We start from the raw sequence: 19,055 nt of genomic DNA on the forward strand, positions 1-19,055 counted from the left end.
ATTGCAAGCTGGCCATTGACCACGAGTCGCGCGATCTGTCATCATGCCGTCATCCTAGTCGGCGAAAGGCGGCTACGAGAAGTCTGGGAGGGAAAATGTATCATCCCGATCTGATCCGGCATCCGGACATGGTTCGGCACCCCGATGGTTGCCCGGCCCTTGTCCTCAATGCGGATTATACGCCGCTCAGCTACTATCCGTTGAGTGTGTGGCCATGGCAGACCGCGATCAAGGCGGTGTTCCTCGACCGGGTCGACATTGTCGCCCATTATGAGCGGGAAGTCCGAAGTCCCAGCGCGAGGCTGAAGCTCCCTTCGGTCATCGCGCTCAAGCAATTCGTCAAGCCTTCGCAATTCCCCGCCTTCACCCGCTTCAATCTCTTCCTTCGCGACCGTTTCGAGTGCCAATATTGCGGCTCCGGGCGCGACCTCACCTTCGATCACGTCGTCCCCCGCGCGCAAAAGGGCCGCACGACCTGGGAAAATGTCGTGACCGCCTGCGCGCCGTGCAACCTGAAAAAGGGCGGACGCACGCCGAAGCAAGCGCATATGCCGCTCCACATCCAGCCGATCCGTCCGACGAGCTGGCATCTGCAGGAACACGGCCGCCGCTTCCCGCCCAATTACCTGCACCAGACCTGGCACGACTGGCTTTACTGGGACGTCGAGCTGGAGGCCTGATCGAGCGCTAACGCTGCGAATAATGTGCCGCTTGCATGTGCGACCGGCCGATCCGCGTTGGCGGTAGTGACGGTGCCCGATCTCGAAAATGACGGTTTCGGCGGCTTAGCGGCTTGACCCCGCCTTTGCCGCAGCGCAGCATTGCGCCATGGCTGACCTCCCTGCGATCACCAACAATCCCGATATACGCTTCCTCGGCAAACTGCTGGGGGATGTGATCCGCGCCTATGGCGGCGTCGACTTGTTCGACCGGATCGAGGCGATCCGCTCGGCGTCGGTCGAGCGGCATCGTGGCATTGGCAGCGCGGGCGCCACCGACATGGCGCTCGACCGGCTCAGCCTGGACGAAACGCTCGATTTCACGCGCGGCTTCATGCTGTTTTCGATGCTCGCCAATCTCGCCGAGGATCGTCAGGGCGTCGCGCGCGAGGCGGGGGCCGATCTCGAAGCAGCTATCGTGCGTCTCGGCGCCGATGGTATCGATCGCGCGGCCGTGGCGGAACTGCTGGAGCATGCGCTGATCGCGCCGGTGCTGACCGCGCATCCCACCGAAGTCCGCCGCAAGTCGATGATCGACCACAAGAACCGCATTGCCGAGCTGATGAAGCTGCGCGATGCGGGGCTGGTCACCACCCCCGACGGCGACGATGTCGAACAGGCCATTGCGCGTCAGATCGCGCTGCTGTGGCAGACTCGGGTGCTCCGGCGTGAGCGGCTCTACGTCACCGATGAAGTCGAAACCGCGCTCAGCTATTTGCGCGACATTTTCCTGCCGACCTTGCCCGCGCTTTACCAGCGTTGGGATCGTGCGCTCGGGCGGCGCGTGCCCAGCTTTCTGCGCCCCGGCAGCTGGATCGGTGGCGACCGCGACGGCAACCCCTTCGTCGTCGCCGACAGCCTGCGCACCGCGCTCGCCCGCGCCTGCGAAACGGTGCTCGTCCATTATCTCGATGCGGTCCACACGCTTGGCGCCGAATTGTCGATCTCGACCGACCATGCCGAAGTGTCTGTCGAGGTGCAGGCGCTGGCCGACGCGAGCGGCGACCTTGCCGAGGCGCGCGCTGACGAGCCCTATCGCCGTGCGCTGTCGGGCATTTACGCGCGGCTGGCCGCGACCCATCTGGCGCTGACCGGCAAGCCCGCCCCGCGCCCGGCCACGCTGGCAGGCGAACCCTATGCCGATTGCCAAAGCTTCCGCGCCGATCTGATCGCCATCGCGCACGGCCTCGCTGCCGAAAAGGGCGGGGCGCTCGCCTCGGCGGGCGCGCTCGGGCGGCTGATCCGCGCGGTCGAAACGTTTGGCTTTCACCTCGCCACGCTCGACATGCGCCAGAATAGCGCAGTGCACGAACGCGTCGTCGCCGATCTGTTGAAAGGCGCTGGTGTTGAGGCCGATTATCGCGCGCTTGATGAGGGTGCGCGCATCGCGCTGCTGCGCCGCGAACTCGCCAGCCCGCGCCCGCTCGTCAGCCGCTACGCCGCTTATGCCAATGAGACGCAGAGCGAACTCGCGATCCTGACTGCGGCTGCCGAGGCGCACGCGCGCTACGGCCCGGCCTGCATCAGAAACTATGTCGTATCGATGGCGCAGTCGGTCTCCGACCTGCTCGAAGTCCATCTGCTGCTGAAGGAAGTCGGGCTCTACACGCCCGGTGACCCCGCCTGCGCGGCGATCATGGCCGTGCCGCTGTTCGAAACGATTGGCGATCTCGAAGCCGCGCCGCAAGTCATGGCCGACTGGTTCGCGCTGCCCGAAGTCGCCGCTATCGCCCGCGCACGCGGACACCAGGAAGTGATGATCGGCTATTCGGACAGCAACAAGGATGGCGGCTATCTGACCAGCACGTGGAGCCTCAGCCGCGCCTCGACCGCGCTCGCGCCGGTATTCGCCAACGCAGGCGTGGCGATGCAGCTTTTCCACGGGCGCGGCGGTGCGGTCGGGCGCGGCGGCGGATCGGCCTTTGCCGCGATCCGCGCCCAACCGTCCGGCACCGTACAGGGGCGTATTCGCATCACCGAGCAGGGCGAAGTCATCGCCGGCAAATATGGGACGCGCGAAAGCGCTGCGACCAATTTGGAGGCAATGGCATCGGCAACCTTGCTCGCCAGCCTCGAGCCGCAGCGGCTGTCGCCGCGCGATCATGCGCGCTTTGGCGCGGCGATGGAGACACTGTCGGCCAGCGCCTTCGCGGCCTATCGCGATCTGGTCTACGGCACCCCCGGCTTCCGCCAGTTCTTCCGCCAGATGACGCCGATTGCCGAGATTTCGGGGCTCAAGATCGGGTCGCGCCCGGCCAGCCGCACCAAATCCGACGCGATCGAGGATTTGCGGGCGATTCCCTGGGTGTTCAGCTGGGCGCAGGCGCGCGTCATGCTGCCCGGCTGGTACGGCGTCGGCAGCGCGCTGCGCGATTTCGGCGATTCCGCCTTGCTCGCCGATATGGCGCAGAGTTGGCCGCTGTTCGCGGCGATGCTCGCCAATATGGAGCAAGTGATCGCCAAATCCGACATGGGCGTGGCCGCGCGCTACGCCGGGCTGGTCGAGGACCGCACGGCGGCGGCAACGCTATTCGGGCGCATCCGCGGCGAATGGCAGGCGAGCCACGACGGCTTGCTCGCGGCCACCGGTCAGGCGCATTTGCTTGCAAACAATCCCGCGCTCGATGCCTCGATCCGGCTGCGCTTGCCCTATATCGAACCGCTCAATCTGCTCCAGATCGAACTGATCAAGCGGCGCCGCGCGGGCGAGGATGATCCGCGCATCGGCGAAGGCATTTTGCTATCGATCAACGCGATTGCGACGGCGCTGCGCAACAGCGGCTGATCGGTAGCAATTGGCCGTGATCGCGCCTACATTGGCGTGGCCGGGTCGTCTGTCCTGTGACGGGCGCGCGTCGGCAAGGGATGATCATACGGCATGGCGGTGGTGACCGAACAACGCGACCTTGATTCGAAGTTCCTGCTGCTGATCGACCAGAGCCCCATTGCGTCCGTGCTCAGCGATCCGCGCCAGCCCGACAATCCGATTATCGCCTGCAATCAGGCTTTCTGCGCGCTCACCGGCTATCCGGTCGAGGAAGTCGTCGGGCGCAATTGCCGCTTCCTGTCGGGGCCGGGCACCGAGCCGTGGCTGTCGGAGCAAATTCGTGTCGGCGTGCGCGAGCACCGCCCGGTGCTGGTCGAGATTTTGAACTATAAGCGCGACGGCACGCCGTTCCGCAATGCCGTGCTGGTCGCGCCGATTTACGACGAGCGCGACGAGCTGCTCTATTTCCTCGGCTCGCAGGTCGAAATCGACGCCGATATGCCGATGCCGTCGAGCCAGCGGCGGCTGCGCGCGGCGGAACTCGTGAAAGCACTGTCGCCGCGCCAGTGGCAAGTGCTCAAACTCGCCGCGAGCGGGCTGCTCAACAAACAAATCGCCGCCGAGCTCAACCTGTCCGAAAAGACGATCAAGATGCACCGCGCGATCCTGATGGACCGGCTCGGCACGGCGACCACCGCCGACATGATCCGTGTCGCCGTGGAGGCCGGGCTTTAGAACGACGCGGCAGGGCAGCAAGGCCTATTGACCGTATCGGCACCGGCTGGGCGACGCGCTAAATCGTTGCACGGACGTCGTGATGCGAACTTCCCGACGATGCGCGAACCCTGCCCAATCCCAGTCGCGCGTCGCTCGTCACGGCGTCCACCCTGCGCTGCATGGCTGACAGCACGCCTATGAGCGTGGTAGCGCGGTCAGGCTGCGTCGGGGGAAGCTGGTGGCCGGGAATAATCGTCATGCGCGCCGATCAGGCAAGGCCCGCGACCGCCGCGCGGCACCGCCGCCGCTGCGCGCAGGCGACCGAGCGCAGGCGCTGCTCGCCGCAGGTCGGTTGGGGGAGGCATTTGATGCCTTTTGCGCCGCCGCCGCCGCGACGCCGCCCGATCTGGCGGCCCGCGCAGCGTTCGGCGCTTTCCTGATCGCCAATGTGCCGGGGCGTCCGCATCCCGATATCGATGCGGTGTTCACCGCCGCGCTTAATCAGGCATGGTTGCGGCCCGACGCGCTGGCGCCCGCCGCGATCCGCTATCTCGAAAATGGCGCGGGCGGGGTGATCGGGGCCGATCCCGATCTCGCCGCGCCGGGTGTTCAGGCGCTGTTGGCGCATCCGGTGCTGCTGGCGCTGCTGCGCGCGACCCCGGCGGCGACACCCCGGCTGGAGATTTTCCTCGCGCGCGTGCGCCACGCCGCGCTGGTCGCGGGGGCTGGTGCGGTGCCGCTGCCATTCCTGATCGCGCTCGCCGAGCGTGCGGTCGCCTCGGGCTTTGCGCTGACCCTGCCCGCGCGCGACGCAGCGCGGCTTGCGGCGGAGCCGGACAAGCTACGCGAGTTGCGCGAGCATGCGGCGGACGGTGATGTACCCTCGGTTGCGCTGCTCGGCTGCTATGAATCGCTGCAGGATTTGCCCGAAAGCCTGTGGGCCGCACCGGCGCTCGGCCCCGTACTTGCCGCGCATGTTACTGCCCCCAAGCGCGCGGCATCGATCGCCGCCAGCCTGACGCCGATCACGCCGATCGACGCCAGCAGCGCCCCCGTCGCCGCGCAATATGAAGCCGATCCCTATCCGATGTGGGTGCGCGAGCCAGTTGGCCTGCCGGTCGCGATGCCGCCCGCCGTTGCTCGCCGCGCTGATCCCAAGCGGGCGCGGCGTGTGCTCGTCGCGGGCTGCGGCACCGGCCAGCATGCGCTGGTCGTTGCCGATCGCTGGCCGCGCGCGTCGCTGCTCGCGATCGATCTGTCGCGCGCCAGCCTCGCACATGCGATTGCCAAGACCGAAGCGCTTGGCATCAACCGCATCCGCTTTGCGCTCGGTGATCTGCTGGCGGTTGAGGCGCTGGGCGAGCGCTTTGCCGTGATCGAGGCCGTCGGCGTGCTCCATCACCTCGCCGATCCGGTCGCAGGGATGAAGGCATTGGCACAGGCACTCGCGCCGGGCGGGGTGATGCTGGTTGCGCTCTATTCGCGCCGCGCCCGCGCCGGACTGGCGGCGGCGCGAGCGCTGGCGGACGGCGTGCCTGAGTCCCCGGCGGCGATCCGGGCGTGGCGCGCGCGCGCGCTCGACGATCTGGACGCGCCCGAAATTCTCCACTCGCCCGATTTCTACAGCATCGGCGGGTGTCGCGATCTGGTGTTCCACGTCCGCGAGGCCAGCTATGATCTGCCCGAGATCGGCGCGATGGCCGCGACGGCGGGCCTGTCGGTGATCGCGGTCGAGCCGCCGCCGCGCGCCGTCACCGATCCCCCCGAGCCGACCGATCTCGCAGGCTGGGATGCGCGCGAGCAGGTCGAACCGATGCTGTTCGGCGGGATGTATCATGTCTGGCTTGCAGCCATTTAATGACGCGCTGCATCATTCGAAACGGACCCGAAAGTTGGTCGAAGTAGCGAGTCGGTCCATTGACCTTGCGCCTGAAATACGCGGATAAATGAAATTGCCGACCGACGCCGATATCATTGTTCGGCCGCGGTTGATGATCGCCAATGTAGCGGCGCTGTTTATGCTTTTGCGGGAGGAAATGGCGTGGCGACCGACCGGCTGATCAGCGACGACTATCCGATGCCAGCGATGCGCCGCCTGCGCGTCTATGCGTTCGATCCCCAGGCGTCGATCGAACTCGACAGCGCGGTCATCAACGATGCGGTCATCACGCTCCCTTGGGAAAACCGCTGGGAAGACCCGCTCGAAATCGGCCCCGTCAACGAATATCTCGAAGTCATTGATTATGATCCGGCCTGCGGCATTTTTTATGCTCCGGTCGATCTCAACCACCCGGTGCTGCTCGCGCAGGACGGGCTGCCCCCGTCGGAAGGGCGCCCGCAATTCCACCAGCAAATGGTCTTCGCGGTCGCGATGCGGACGATCCGCACGTTCGAACGCGCGCTTGGCCGCCCGGTGCTCTGGGCGGGGCATAATGTCGATGCCGCGCCCGACCGCAATTTCAGCAAGCGGTTGCGCATTTATCCGCACGCGCTGCGCGAGGCCAATGCCTATTACAGCCCCGACAAGCGCGCGTTGCTGTTCGGCTATTTCAAGGCACAGCGCCCCGAAGGTGCGATCGGCGCCGACGACGGCAATTGGGTCTTCACCTGCCTGTCGCAGGATATTGTCGCGCATGAGACGACCCACGCGATCCTGCACGGCGTCTATCGCCGCTCGGTCGATGCGTCGAACGTCGATTCGCTCGCCTTTCACGAAGCGTTTGCCGACATTGTTGCGCTGCTCCAGCATTTTTCGATGACGGGTGTGGTCGAACATCAGATCACCCGCAGCCGCGGCTCGCTGCGGATCGGCAATTTGCTGACCGGGCTGGCCGAGCAATATGGCCGCGCGACCGGGCGCAATGGCGCGTTGCGCTACGCGTTGGAGACGATCACGGCGGAGGGGCAGGAACAGGCGCCCGCCAAAATCGCGACGCTCGCCGATACGACCGAGCCGCATGCGCGCGGTGGCATTTTGGTCGCGGCCGTGTTCGACTCGTTCGTCACCATCTATGAGCGCCGCACCGCCGATCTGTTCCGCATCGCGCGCGGCGAACTGGCGGGCGGCGGGGTGCTGTCGCCCGATCTGGTCGCGCGGCTGGCGAGCGAAGCCGCCAAGGCCGCCGATCATGTGCTGCGGATGTGCGTGCGTGCGCTCGATTACCTGCCGCCGATGGACACGCGCTTCGGCGAATATCTGCGCGCGATCATCACCGCCGACAATGATCTCGTCGCCGATGATCCGATGCGCTACCGCGTCGCCGTGGTCGAAGCGTTCAAGAAGCGCGGGATCACCGTGCCGGGCTGCATCTCGATGGCGCCCGACAGCCTGCTGTGGGAAGATCCCCAGCCGCACGATTGGCCGAGCGCGCCCGAATTGCTGACCGAATTGTTCGGCGATCTGCTCAGCACCTTGGTCATCGACGCCCAGTTCGGTGGCCGCGCGCGCGAGATCGACAAGCCCGGCGATCCCTATGTCCCCGAATCCCCCAATCGCCGCAATTTGCGCGAACTGACGATGCTGACCACCCAGTTCAACCAGGGCAAGATCCACGACTGGCTCAACACCTCCTCGCCGCAGCGCGACAATCCCGCGTGGGAAAAGCTGCTCGGGATCATGTTGCTGGCCAACCCCGCCGACAAGTCGATCCTGACGTGGGAGGCCGACGACAAAGGGTTCGATCCCCATCGGCACCTGTTGGGTGCGCCGCGCGTCGAAGTCCATTCGGCGCGCGTCGCGCGGCGATCCGGGCCTGACGGGCAGGAGCTTCAGCAATTGATCGTCCAGCTGATGCAGAAACGGCGCGGCTATTTCGAGCAAAGCGATCAGGATCTGGCGATTGCCGGGGACAAGGCTGCACTGGCTGATCGCTGGGATACGCCCGACTTCTGGTTCCGCGGCGGCGCGACGATCCAGATCGACCTGCGTGACGGGCGCTTGCGGCGCATCATCCGCAAGCGCGTGACCAATGACGACCGCCTCGCCGAGGAACGGGCCTTTCGCACCGGCGACACTTTGGGGCTGGCCGTGAACAAGCCCGGCGGACCCCACCGCGCCGAACCTTTCGCCTTTGTGCATCGGAGCCAGTCATGACCGATCCGACCAAGCCAAAGCGCCGCCGCACCAAGGCAGCCGCTGCGACATCCACGGCCGCAACGCTTGCTGCCAGCACGCCGAAAGTGTTCGTCCGCCTCTATCGCGGCCTGTTGCCCGGGGCGACGTACAAGGGGCTGCTCGGCGACTGTTATCTGCTGCGGATCGTGGCCGGGGCCACCCAATCGACGATCCTGATCGATTGCGGCATGCTGCTCGGCAGCCCCGATGCAGCGGCACGGATGGCCGCCATCGCCGCCGATATCGTCAAGGAAACCGGCGGCACGCTCGATCTGCTCGTCGTCACGCATGAACATTGGGATCATATCTCGGGCTTTGATCAGGCGCGTGAGGTGTTTTTCGGCGATCCCGCCAATGGCGTGCCACCCAGGCTCAAGATTGCCAATTTGTGGATGGCGTGGACCGAAGACCCCGCCGACGCCGATGCCAAGGCCTTGCGCGCCAAATTCGACAAGACCGGCACTGCGCTGGCCGCGCTCGCCATGCGAATGGGCGCTGACCGCGCGAGCGGCGCGCAATCGCCGTTTGCAGCAGCACCCGAGGCCGCGATCGAAGGGCTTGAGAATTTCCTCGGGCCGCTCGAAATCGATCCGCATGGCGACCCGACCCAGCTTGGCGCAGCAGCAGCCAAGCGGCTGACCGGTCGCGCGATTTTCGACACGCTCAAACAGGTCGGCCACAAGGTTCAGTATCTCTCGCCGGGTACGGTGCTGCCGACGCCGACCGCGACGCCGCTGCGCGCCTATGTCTTCGGCCCGCCGCGCGACCCCAAAAGGCTGTTCAAGGACCTGCCGACCAAGGCCGAGACGGGCACGCTGTACATGGACACCAGCTCGTTCAACGCGCGGCTGCTGATGGATGTCGCGGCGGGCACCGAGGAGTCGCTCGCCGACAATTCGCCCTTCTCGCGCCGCTACAATGCGATCACCGCCGATAGGGTCGAGCCGGCGCCCGATGCCGGAGTGACCGCACCTGAAGCCGAACGCACGCTCGCGTGGCTCCGCGAGCGCTATTTCGATGCGCAGGCGCCGTGCCGCTTCGCCGACAATCCGCCCAAGGGGCATAAGTGTGCGAAGGATCTGGTGTGCGGCGCCGATCAGGCGAGCCGCCGCATCGACGGCGATTGGCTCGCCGCTGCCGGACCGCTCGCGCTCAAGCTCGACAGCGATACCAACAACACCAGCCTCGTGCTGGCGTTCGAATTGCCCGATGCCAGCGTCATGCTGTTCGCCGCCGATGCGCAGGTCGGCAATTGGGAATCATGGCACGACCAGAATTACACCGCCGATGGCAAGGCCGTGACCGCCGCCGAACTGCTCGGGCGCACGCGCTTCTACAAGGTCGGGCATCACGGCAGCCACAATGCGACGCTGACCGATCAGGGGCTCGAGTTGATGAAGCACGACGATCTGGTCGCGGCGATTTCGACCGATTTCGATCTGGGGACGAAGCAGGGCAGCAAGGGCTGGCAAATGCCCAATCCGCGCGTCAAAACGGCGCTGCTGACGCACACCAAGGGTCGGCTGATCCGCGGCGACCGCCGCCGCGCGACTGATGACGATGTGAAGAGCTTCCCCATCGACCCCAATTTCGTCGCGCGGCTGGATGAGGCGAACGACCTGTACATCGAATATCGGGTGTTCGGCTGACCCTCGTCGGGGGCTGACTTCGCCCCGGGCGCGTGGCACAGCGCCGCCTTCCGGACGGAGGGTGGCTTGGCAATTGTTCCCGACAGCGAATATCGCGGGCTGATCGCGCTGCTGCCGCGATCGGCGCGGCCGTTCGCGTCGCTCGCGCGGTTCGATCGGCCGATTGGCTGGTGGCTGTTGTTCTGGCCGGGGGCTTGGGGGGTGGCACTCGCAGGCGGGGCAGTTGCGCGCTGGGATTTGCTGCTGTGGCTGCTGCTCGGCGCGATCGCGATGCGCGGCGCAGGCTGCGTCTATAACGACATCATCGACCGCGATCTCGACGCCCAAGTCGAGCGCACGCGTAACCGCCCGCTGGCTTCGGGCGCTGTGTCGGTCAAGGCGGCGTGGGTGTGGCTGGTGCTGCTGTGCCTGCTCGGCTTGGTCGTGCTGGTGCAGCTCAATCCCTATGCCGCCGTCGTCGCGCTGCTCAGCCTAGCGCCGGTTGCCGCCTATCCGTTCATGAAACGCATCACCTGGTGGCCGCAGGCGTGGCTGGGGATCGTCTTTTCCTGGGCGGCGCTGGTGGGGTGGAGCGATGTGGCGGGCACGCTGACCGTGCCGGGGGTGCTGCTCTATGCGGGGTCGATTGCGTGGGTCGTCGGCTACGACACCATCTATTCGCTGCAGGACCGCGATGACGATGCGTTGATCGGCATTCGCTCGTCGGCGCGCGCACTGGGCGCGCATGTGCGCGGTGGCGTCGCGGGTTTCTACGCGCTGGCACTTGCGCTGTGGGCAGCGGCGATCTGGCTGGTGCGGCCCGATCCGCTCGCGCTGGCGGCGCTGTTGCCGATTGCCCTGCACCTCGGCTGGCAGGTCGCAACGCTCAAGCCCGATGACGGCGGCAATGTGCTCGAACGGTTTCGCGCCAATCGCGGTGCGGGATTTTTGGTGTTCCTCGCGTGTTTGGTCGTCGGGACGGCCAGTCAATTTTGATTTGCCGGTTCAAATCATCGCCGATGCCGCCTAAGTCCAACCAATGATGACCATTGACCAAGCCCGCGACCGCGCCGCGCAGATCGTCGAGCGTGCACGCGGGGCCGGTGCCGACGCCGCCGACGCTGTTTTCTCGGCCGATGCCTCGACCGAAGTATCGGTGCGGCTCGGCGCGCTCGAAGATGTCGGCCGTTCCGAAAATGCCGAACTCGGCCTGCGCGTGTTCGTCGGGCGCCGCAACGCGAGCGTTTCGACCTCAGACTTCAGCGACGCCGGGCTGAGCGCGCTCGTCGAGCGCGCCGTCGCGATGGCGCGCGAGGCGCCCGAGGACGAATGGGCCGGGCTCGCGCCCGCTGACCGGCTGCTGCGCGCGGCGCCGCCTGCAATCGATCTCGACGATGGCGGCGAAGTGGCGCCCGAAGCCTTGAAGGCGCGCGCGCTCGCAGCCGAAGATGCCGCGCGTGCGGTCGACGGCGTCACCAACAGCGAAGGTGGCAGCGCGAGCGCGGGGCGCGGCGTGGTGGCGCTCGCGACCAGCCACGGGTTCGTCGGCGGCTATGCCGTGTCGAGCCACGGCACCTCGGCCAGCGTGCTCGCCGGGACCGGCGGCAACATGGAGCGCGATTACGCCTATCACAGCGCGCGCCACCTGAAGCATCTCGACGATCCCGCGACCATCGGCGCGAAGGCCGGTGCACGCGCGGTCGCACGGCTCAATCCGGGCCGCGTCAACAGCGGGCCGATGCCGGTGGTGTTCGATCCGCGCGTCGGCAATTCGCTGCTCGGCCATTTGCTCGGCGCAATTGCTGGCCAGTCGATCACGCGCAAGACGAGCTTTCTGCTTGAGGCGCTCGGCACCGCGATTTTCAGCGCTGGCGTGACAATCGAGGATGATCCGCTCCGTCCTTATGGCCTGCGCTCGCGCCCGTTCGATGGCGAAGGGCTGCCGGTCGCGCCGCACACGTTGGTGGCGGATGGTGTGCTCCAGACGTGGCTGCTCGACAGCGCCTCGGCGCGGCAATTGGGGCTTGAGCCGACCGGCCATGCCGCGCGCGGTGGCGCGGGCGCGCCCGGTGTGTCGGCGACCAACCTCCAAATGGCGCCCGGCACGCTCAGCCGCGACGCGCTGATCGCCGATATCAAGCGCGGCATTTACGTCACCGAGCTGATCGGCATGGGCGTCAACGGCGTGACCGGCGATTATTCGCGCGGCGCATCGGGCTTTCTGATCGAGGATGGGGAAATCACCACGCCGGTCGCCGAATTCACGATCGCGGGCAATCTGATCGATATGTACAAGGCGCTGATGCCTGCGAGCGATCTCGATTTCCGCTATGCCATCAATGTGCCGACGCTGCGGGTCGAGGGGATGACGGTGGCCAGTGGCTGAGTTGATCGACGCCGTCGCCGCCATCGCCGCCGAGGCAGGCGCGCTCGCGCTGCGCCGCGCGGGTGAGGACTATCGCCGCTGGGAAAAGCATGCCGGTGAGCCGGTGAGCGACGTCGACCTCGAAGTCGACGCGCTGCTGCGCACCCGGCTGAGCGCGCTGCTGCCCGACGCAGGCTGGCTGTCGGAGGAAACCGCCGACAACGCCGACCGGCTGAGCTGCCACCGGCTCTGGGTGGTCGATCCGATCGACGGCACGCGCGATTTCCTGCGCGGACGCAGCGGCTGGGCGATCTCGGTCGCGCTGGTCGAGGCCGGGCAAGTCGTGCTCGGCGTGCTCGATGCGCCCGCGCGCGGCGAACATTGGCGCGCCGTTGCGGGCGGCGGCGCCACGCGCAACGGCGTGGCCGTCCGTTGCGGCGACCGGACAGTGCTGGCGGGCGCACGCGTGCCCTTCGACCAGCTCCCGCGCGAAGACATGGACCTCACGATCGTCCCCAAGCCCAATTCGATTGCGCTACGCATCGCGATGGTCGCCGCCGACGAAGCCGATCTGGTCGCGACGTTGCGCTGGGGGCATGAGTGGGACATCGCCGCCGCTGCGCTGATCGCGGTCGAAGCTGGCGCGACGGTGAGCGACGCACTGGGCGGGGCGCTCAACTTCAACACGCCGAGCGCGGAGGCATTTGGCGTGCTCGTCAGCACCCCCGGCATCCACGCCGCGGCGATCGACCGGCTGGCCGGGCGCGCGAAAGCGCTGGTGGGACGCTAGCCCCGCCTTGCCGCGCCCCCACCGCGCGCATATCTTGGCGCGACAGAGGTACAACATGACCGAACCGACGATCAGCTGGAACGATATCCTCGAAGTGGGTCAGGGCGGCCCCGGCTGCGGCCAGCTCTTCATCGATGGCAAACAGCCGAAAGGCGCCTTCCGCTATCTACCGCCTGCGCTGTTCCATGACGGCAAGGTGTTCGCCTCGACCTTCGTCCCCGGCGGCTTCATCGTGTGCGAGATCGACCCCGTCACGCTCGTGCGCCGCGAAGTCACCGCGCGGCTGCCCTACGCCAGACTCGAAGCGATTGACGGCGACGAGATTGTGTATGTCGACCACTTCGGCGGCGAGAGCATGTCGCGCATCGCCATCCACCGCCCGCAACCCTTCATCGCGCGGCTGACGGGGCGGTTCGGGAAGCGTTAGCCGCGCGCGATCAGATCAGCAGCGAGAAAGCATTGCCGAAATTGTGAAGGAGCACGGGCAGCAGCAAGCTCCCGGTCCGCAGCCGCAGCCAGACCGCCAGGAACGCGGGCAGCGCGGTGAGCGCCATCGTCACGGGGTCGAAGGCGAACGCGCCGTGCGAATAGCCGAACGCATGCGCCAGCCCGAACATCACGCACGACAGCACCGCGCCCCAGCCCCACGCCACGCCCAGCACCCGCGTCCGCCCGGTGAACGCGCGGTCGAGCGCGAACAGCAGCAGCCCCCGGTAAAAGGATTCTTCCTCCAGCCCCGGCATCGTCAACTGAAACGCGGCATGCTCGACGCTTGCCTTGTCGCCGGGAAAAGCGAAGGCGAGCGCAACGAAGAAGGCGCAGTAGAGCGCGGCAATCGGCAGCGCCGCGCGGATGCTCCCGGCTACCTGCGCCAGCGTCAGCCCGGTCCGCCGCCAGCCGAACGCCGGGAGGGCGGCAATGACCAGCGTCGCGCCGAGCGCGAGCAGCTTACCCTGCCAGTTCCACTCCCCACCGATCACGTCGGGCATCAGCCCGTAAGCGCGGGTCAGCAGCGCATCATTGAGCGCGACGAGCAGCGCCGCGATCGCCAGCCAGCCCGGGTTGAAGCGACGGCGGTCGGCAAGGCCGATGGCACCGCCCAGCAGCAACAGGATCGCGAGCGTTCCGCCAAGGCCGATCAGTCCGTTCACGATGCTGATGCCACTGTGTCGATCCCCCGATCAGGTTGTCGACCCAATTCCAGCATGTTGGAGATGAGCGCGCGCTGAACGAACCCAGGCGCCCTCCGTGCGCCGCTACCCCTCCGCCGCGATTTTCCGCAGCGCACGTTCGAACGCTTCCGGCGGCTGGCCGCCCATGATGACATAGCGGTCGTTGATCACGATCGCGGGCACCGCGTTGATGCCTTGCGCGTGCCAGTGGCGTTCCTCGGCGCGGACCTCATCGGCATAGCGGCCCGAGCTAAGCACCGCGCGCGCCTCTTCCGCCTCCAGCCCGACATCGGCGGCGGCGCGCACCAGCACCTCGGCATCCGACACATTGCCGCCTTCGGAGAAATAGACCGCGAACAGCCGGTTCTTGAGCGCCGGCTGCAGCGCGAACGCCTGCGCCCAGTGCAACAGCCGGTGCGCGTCGAAAGTGTTGTAGATGCGGCTCTCGGCCGTCCCGGTCATCGCAAAGCCCAGCTCGGCCGCGCGCGCCTGAATCCCGGCGCGGTTCTTCGCCGATTGTTCGGGCGTCGCGCCATATTTCTCGGCGACATGCTCGCCGATATTCTGCCCCTCGGCCGGCATCGCGGGGTTAAGTTCGAACGGGTGGAAGGTGATCGTCGGCGCGACCACGTCCGCTGCGGCGTCAATCGCCTGCTCAAGCGCGCGCAGGCCGATGATGCACCACGGGCAGACGATGTCCGACACAAAGTCGATCTTCATCGGCGCCGCGCTCACGCCTCATCGCCGCGGTATTTGATCTCCAGAAACCGCCCGCGCGTCGCCAGACTGTCGAGGTCGCCCTGCGCCAGATCGGCGGTCATGTCGCCGATTTCCTGCTCGATCAGCTTGAGCCCGTCGAGCAATTGCGCATCGGGCGTCTTGCCGTTGCGTGGCACGCCCCGCAGCGGCGGCGGCACTTTCTTGTAATCATCGACGAATTCGGGGAGCTGCTCGCTCACCAGCTTGCGGATTTCCGCCGCAGCGGGCGCATCATCGGCCAGCCCCGCGAGCTGCGGCTTCAGCGTGTCGAGCCGGATCGAAATCGCATCGAGCAGCGGCACGGCAGGCGCGGGCAGCGCGAGCCTTTGCGCATCGAGCCAGCGCCCGGTCTGCGCGGGCAGCGCGGTGAGCGTCGTGGTCCGCAGCTTCTCGGGCGACGGCGGCGGCGCACTCGGCGCCATCGCCAGCACCAGCGTCACCAGGATCATCAGCGCGATCACCCCGACCGCGCCGAGCAGCCCGAGCGGCCCGACGACCAGCCCGAAGATGATCGCCGCCACCAGGATCGCGCCATCCGCCGCCGCAATCCGCGTCAGCCGCCGCCCGACTTCGTTGGTGCGGTGCTGCCGCCCGACGCTGCGGCGATAGCGCTCCGACGTGCGATCAAGCAGTTCGTTGGAACGCGCAATCTGCCGGTCGACTTCGCTCATCATACCGCTTCCAGCTTGAAGACTTCACCGCCGCCCTGCGCCGCACCCTCGGCCCGCGCGATATAGCCCTTCGACTTTTCGACTTCGGTCGACAGCGCGTTGACCGTGGTCTTCATGCTGTCGAGCGACTTGAGCTTGAAGCTGTCGATCGCGTCCATCGTGTCATAGATGTTCTGGAACGCGCGCTGGAGCGTTTCGAGCGGGATTGTCGAGGCCGCTGCCTGCTCATGGATCGTCGCGGTCTGCGACTTGAGCAGCTGGCCGGTCGATTCGATGATGTTCGCGGTCGTCGTGTTGAGCGCGGTGATCTGTTCGAGCACCAGCTTCTGATTGGTCATCGCCTGCGCGACCGTGACGGCGGTACGCAATGCCGACACCGTCGTGGTCGACGCGCGATCGACCCCCTTCACCAGCTCGACATTGTTCTTCTTGACCAGATCGAGCGCGAGATAGCCCTGCACCGTCACCGCCATTTGCGTCAGCAGGTCTTGCACGCGCTGGCGGACGTAGAACAGCGCGCTCTCGCGGATCGCCTTGGCCTTGGCCGGGTCGCTATGGTCGAGCTCGTTGGCCTTGTCCTCGAGCTTGGCGTCCATTGTCTTTGCGAGCAAAATCATCTGCTCGAGCCGCCCCATCGACGTCCACAAATTGGCGCGCTCGGTGTCGATCGCGGCGTTATCCATCAGCAGCTCGTCCTTGCCGCTGGCGAGCGACTTGAGGATCGACGAGATGTGCGTCTGGGACGATTTATAGCTGTCGAAATAATTGCGCATCGAATTGCCGAACGGGATGATCCCGAAGATCTTCTTGGGCGCGAGCATCTTCTTGCCCGGATCGAGATCCTCGATCGTGCGCCGCAGCGAGGCGAGATCGGCGCCGACCCCCGATTCCTGATCCATCGCGCGCACCGGGCGATCGAGGAAGCGGTTCGATTGCCCCGCCGCCTCGCGAATTTCGCGCTGCCCCATCGCGCTGATCGCCTCGACGCGCTTGCCGAATTCGGGCGAATTCACATCCTGCGCGACCAGATCGGCAATGAAGCTATCGACCCGCTCGTCGAGCTTGGTGCGGGTGGCATCATCGACCGGGACCAGCCCCGCAGCCTTTTCGGGCGCAACGACCGGCACGGGATCGGGCGGCGTCAGTTTCAGCGTATCGGTCACGGTTTCGGTCGCGGTCGCCATGCATTTCCTCCACACCAGCCCAGCGCCTTCAATGGCGCCGATACCGGTTCGGTTCAAGTGTGTCAGCTATGTAACACGCGTGGCGGGGGAGGCAAGGGTTTGCGCCGATTTGGAGACAGAGAACGGATTAGGCGTTGACAGTGCGCGGCGTGATGAAGGATTCACTCCCTCTGAAGGCGCTTATGGCTCATGGAAAGGGGTTGCGACAGTGCATAAGCAACTTGCTTCGCGTGGAACAAATTCGCCTTGGTATCAGGGCTGGGACCTTTCCGAAAAGGAACGCGCGACGTTCCGCGCAACCACGATCGCCTCTCAACAAGCGAAGCGCCGCGCGGCTGCTGGCGAATGTAGCGCGCCAAAGCATCCGGTGTATCGCCCTCGGCTCGATCCGCTCGATCTGATGCCGCGCCTTGCTAGCAATGACCTGACCGCCTTGTCGCTCTTCAGCGGCGGCGGCGGGATGGATATCGGTTTTGATCGGGCCGGCTTCGATCATGTCGCCAGCTATGAAATCATGGAGGGCGCGGCGGCAGTGATCCGCGCTGCCCATCGCGATTGGGTGGTTTTTGGCGGTGAAAAAGGAGACGTGCGTCGGGTCGACTGGTCCAAGTATCACGGCAAAATCGACGTTCTGCATGGTGGACCACCCTGCCAGCCCTTCAGTAATGCAGGTCGGCAAAATGGCGCGGATGATGTACGGGACATGATACCGGAATTCGTGCGTTCGGTGAAGGACATCCAACCACGCGCCTTTGTTTGCGAGAACGTCATTGGTCTATCGACGAAGCGCTTTGAAGATTATGTACAATGCACAATTCTTGACCCGCTTAAAGGTCAATACTTAATCCGTCGATTCATTCTCAATGCTGCGGATTTTGGCGTTCCACAGACCCGTAAGCGGGTTTTCTTTGTCGGGTTTGCCGACGAGGCCGACGCCGCGCGCTTCGAGGTGCCGACTGCAACGTATCGGCATGATCGATCCGACGCGTTTGCACACAATTTTCCCACAACGATGGGTGTACGCCAAGCGCTTGGTCTGCCGAACATCGGCTTTGATGCGCTTTCGCCGACACTGCGCAGCGGTCTCACTGGGCCGCGCCACACGACAAGCGTGCTGAGTTCGGTATCTGCGCTAAAGCAGTGGAATAAGCTAGGCGTCTGGCCAAATGGCGTTGCAGCCGATCGCATGGCCGCGAGCGCCTATGTCGCAAAGAACGGTGCCTTTCGCTTGTCTCTGCCAGATTGCCTAGTGCTCCAGGGTTTCCCGGGTGATTGGCCCGTCCAGCCGCCGGTATATTTCGCGCTAGGGCTCATCGGTAACTCGGTTGCACCTCCGATGGCGTATAATTTAGCGACCGCGATCTCTAAGGCGTTGCGTCCCGCCACGACCTGACGCGTGCGCGCAGTTCTGCCGCATGATTGTCCATGATCTTGGGCCATGATTCCAAGTATTTTGCCGGGATGTGCGGGTTGTTCAGCGTCGAGCCCCGCTCAATCACATAACGCGCACGATCCTTGAAGATGGCGAGCATCCGCGCCGGGCTGTACCCATCTGGCATGTCCTGTGCCGCTTCATACTCGGCCGCTGACATCTGGTTCTTGTGAATTTTGCGCGCGTCGGCCTTTGTGTAGATCGCTTTCTGCCCGACAATTTCAAACATGGTCCCGAGCGTAATATGCGCAGGTACATGTTTTGCCATTTCGAAGTCGGCCTTGATGTAATTCCACTTCTCGTTGATCCAAGGTTCCATTGCATCTGGGGAGCCGTAACGACAATAAAGGAGCTTGTTGCCGTCGAAAAAGGCCACGATCCAGTGCTTGCCCCGCCATTTGGCGATATGTGCAGGGCCAAGATCCCTAACCGTGCTGATGCCGCCCTTGCTTGTTGTCGCCGATTTCAGCTCAAATTCGTAATCAATACCGTCGAGTGTCAATATCGCATCCGTGCCGTGTCGCACTCGATCGGGCATTTGGCCAAGATTGAACAAATCAATAAGCCTGTTCTCTCTGGCATCGTCCTGCGCAATTCCTCCTGCCACACATCGCTCCCGCTGAACCGGAACTTTGATTGCCGAACGCCATGCCGTTCGTGGTACGCCTCCGATAGCGGCCGCCTTGCCCGTGGGGTGATGGTCCGGTCTTAAGCCTGCTCTTGAGAGCGAGCTTAGG

At 65.5% G+C, this 19,055-nt stretch carries 16 protein-coding genes; 11 read left to right on the top strand and 5 right to left on the bottom strand.

The features are described from left to right. Nucleotides 1–113: 113 nt before the first annotated feature. The 10 genes from K2W81_RS16360 (at nucleotide 114) to K2W81_RS16405 (ending at nucleotide 13,527) form a co-directional block, all read left to right on the top strand. Nucleotides 114–680, top strand: a complete 567-nt coding sequence (locus tag K2W81_RS16360; protein ID WP_294106584.1) for an HNH endonuclease — start codon at nucleotides 114–116, stop codon at nucleotides 678–680. 148 nt (nucleotides 681–828) lie between these two features. After that, nucleotides 829–3,504, top strand: a complete 2,676-nt coding sequence (gene ppc, locus K2W81_RS16365; protein ID WP_294106523.1) for a phosphoenolpyruvate carboxylase — start codon at nucleotides 829–831, stop codon at nucleotides 3,502–3,504. Between the two features lie 93 nt (nucleotides 3,505–3,597). Then, nucleotides 3,598–4,221, top strand: a complete 624-nt coding sequence (locus K2W81_RS16370) for a LuxR C-terminal-related transcriptional regulator (protein ID WP_294106528.1) — start codon at nucleotides 3,598–3,600, stop codon at nucleotides 4,219–4,221. A gap of 220 nt (nucleotides 4,222–4,441) precedes the next feature. Further along, the gene (locus tag K2W81_RS16375; protein ID WP_294106531.1) at nucleotides 4,442–6,061 is read left to right on the top strand and encodes a class I SAM-dependent methyltransferase; all 1,620 of its coding nucleotides are present in this window, start codon (nucleotides 4,442–4,444) and stop codon (nucleotides 6,059–6,061) included. Nucleotides 6,062–6,244: 183 nt separating this feature from the next. Further along, a complete protein-coding gene (locus K2W81_RS16380; protein ID WP_294106536.1) occupies nucleotides 6,245–8,296 on the top strand; it encodes a hypothetical protein in 2,052 nt (683 codons plus the stop codon). Beyond that, the gene (locus tag K2W81_RS16385; protein ID WP_294106539.1) at nucleotides 8,293–9,966 is read left to right on the top strand and encodes an MBL fold metallo-hydrolase; all 1,674 of its coding nucleotides are present in this window, start codon (nucleotides 8,293–8,295) and stop codon (nucleotides 9,964–9,966) included. Before K2W81_RS16380 ends, K2W81_RS16385 begins: the two co-directional genes overlap by 4 nt. Nucleotides 9,967–10,032: 66 nt before the next feature. Next, nucleotides 10,033–10,941, top strand: a complete 909-nt coding sequence (gene ubiA, locus K2W81_RS16390; RefSeq protein ID WP_294106541.1) for a 4-hydroxybenzoate octaprenyltransferase — start codon at nucleotides 10,033–10,035, stop codon at nucleotides 10,939–10,941. A 43-nt stretch (nucleotides 10,942–10,984) separates the two neighbouring features. After that, the gene (locus K2W81_RS16395; RefSeq protein ID WP_294106544.1) at nucleotides 10,985–12,331 is read left to right on the top strand and encodes a metallopeptidase TldD-related protein; all 1,347 of its coding nucleotides are present in this window, start codon (nucleotides 10,985–10,987) and stop codon (nucleotides 12,329–12,331) included. Further along, nucleotides 12,324–13,100 carry an inositol monophosphatase family protein gene (locus K2W81_RS16400; protein ID WP_294106546.1) on the top strand — a complete coding sequence of 259 codons (777 nt, stop codon included), beginning with the start codon at nucleotides 12,324–12,326 and terminating at the stop codon, nucleotides 13,098–13,100. The genes K2W81_RS16395 and K2W81_RS16400 overlap by 8 nt, the downstream gene beginning before the upstream one ends. Before the next feature lie 55 nt (nucleotides 13,101–13,155). Beyond that, the gene (locus K2W81_RS16405) at nucleotides 13,156–13,527 is read left to right on the top strand and encodes a hypothetical protein (protein ID WP_294106549.1); all 372 of its coding nucleotides are present in this window, start codon (nucleotides 13,156–13,158) and stop codon (nucleotides 13,525–13,527) included. Nucleotides 13,528–13,537: 10 nt separating this feature from the next. Here K2W81_RS16405 and K2W81_RS16410 read toward each other — a convergent pair whose 3' ends face one another. The 4 genes from K2W81_RS16410 to K2W81_RS16425 all read right to left on the bottom strand — a co-directional run bounded on the left by K2W81_RS16410 (nucleotide 13,538) and on the right by K2W81_RS16425 (nucleotide 16,886). Next, entirely contained in the window at nucleotides 13,538–14,251 is a 714-nt protein-coding gene (locus K2W81_RS16410) for a CPBP family intramembrane glutamic endopeptidase (protein WP_294106552.1), read from the bottom strand. A gap of 105 nt (nucleotides 14,252–14,356) precedes the next feature. Continuing rightward, complete coding sequence (locus K2W81_RS16415; RefSeq protein WP_294106554.1) at nucleotides 14,357–14,992, bottom strand: DsbA family oxidoreductase; 636 nt, start codon at nucleotides 14,990–14,992, stop codon at nucleotides 14,357–14,359. 11 nt (nucleotides 14,993–15,003) lie between these two features. After that, nucleotides 15,004–15,702 carry a hypothetical protein gene (locus tag K2W81_RS16420; RefSeq protein WP_294106561.1) on the bottom strand — a complete coding sequence of 233 codons (699 nt, stop codon included), beginning with the start codon at nucleotides 15,700–15,702 and terminating at the stop codon, nucleotides 15,004–15,006. Next, nucleotides 15,702–16,886 (bottom strand): toxic anion resistance protein, encoded by a 1,185-nt coding sequence (locus K2W81_RS16425; protein WP_294106564.1) that lies wholly within the window; start codon nucleotides 16,884–16,886, stop codon nucleotides 15,702–15,704. Before K2W81_RS16425 ends, K2W81_RS16420 begins: the two co-directional genes overlap by 1 nt. 208 nt (nucleotides 16,887–17,094) lie before the next feature. Here K2W81_RS16425 and dcm point away from each other — a divergent pair, with 208 nt between their 5' ends. Continuing rightward, nucleotides 17,095–18,279 carry a DNA cytosine methyltransferase gene (gene dcm, locus K2W81_RS16430; RefSeq protein WP_294106579.1) on the top strand — a complete coding sequence of 395 codons (1,185 nt, stop codon included), beginning with the start codon at nucleotides 17,095–17,097 and terminating at the stop codon, nucleotides 18,277–18,279. Here dcm and K2W81_RS16435 read toward each other — a convergent pair. After that, the coding region (locus K2W81_RS16435; protein ID WP_294106582.1) for a hypothetical protein at nucleotides 18,251–19,055 on the bottom strand (805 nt) is incomplete at its 5' end. The two genes, dcm and K2W81_RS16435, sit on opposite strands and share 29 nt — an antisense overlap.

This window comes from Sphingomonas sp. (assembly GCF_019749955.1).
Taxonomy (GTDB): Bacteria; Pseudomonadota; Alphaproteobacteria; order Sphingomonadales; family Sphingomonadaceae; genus Sphingomonas.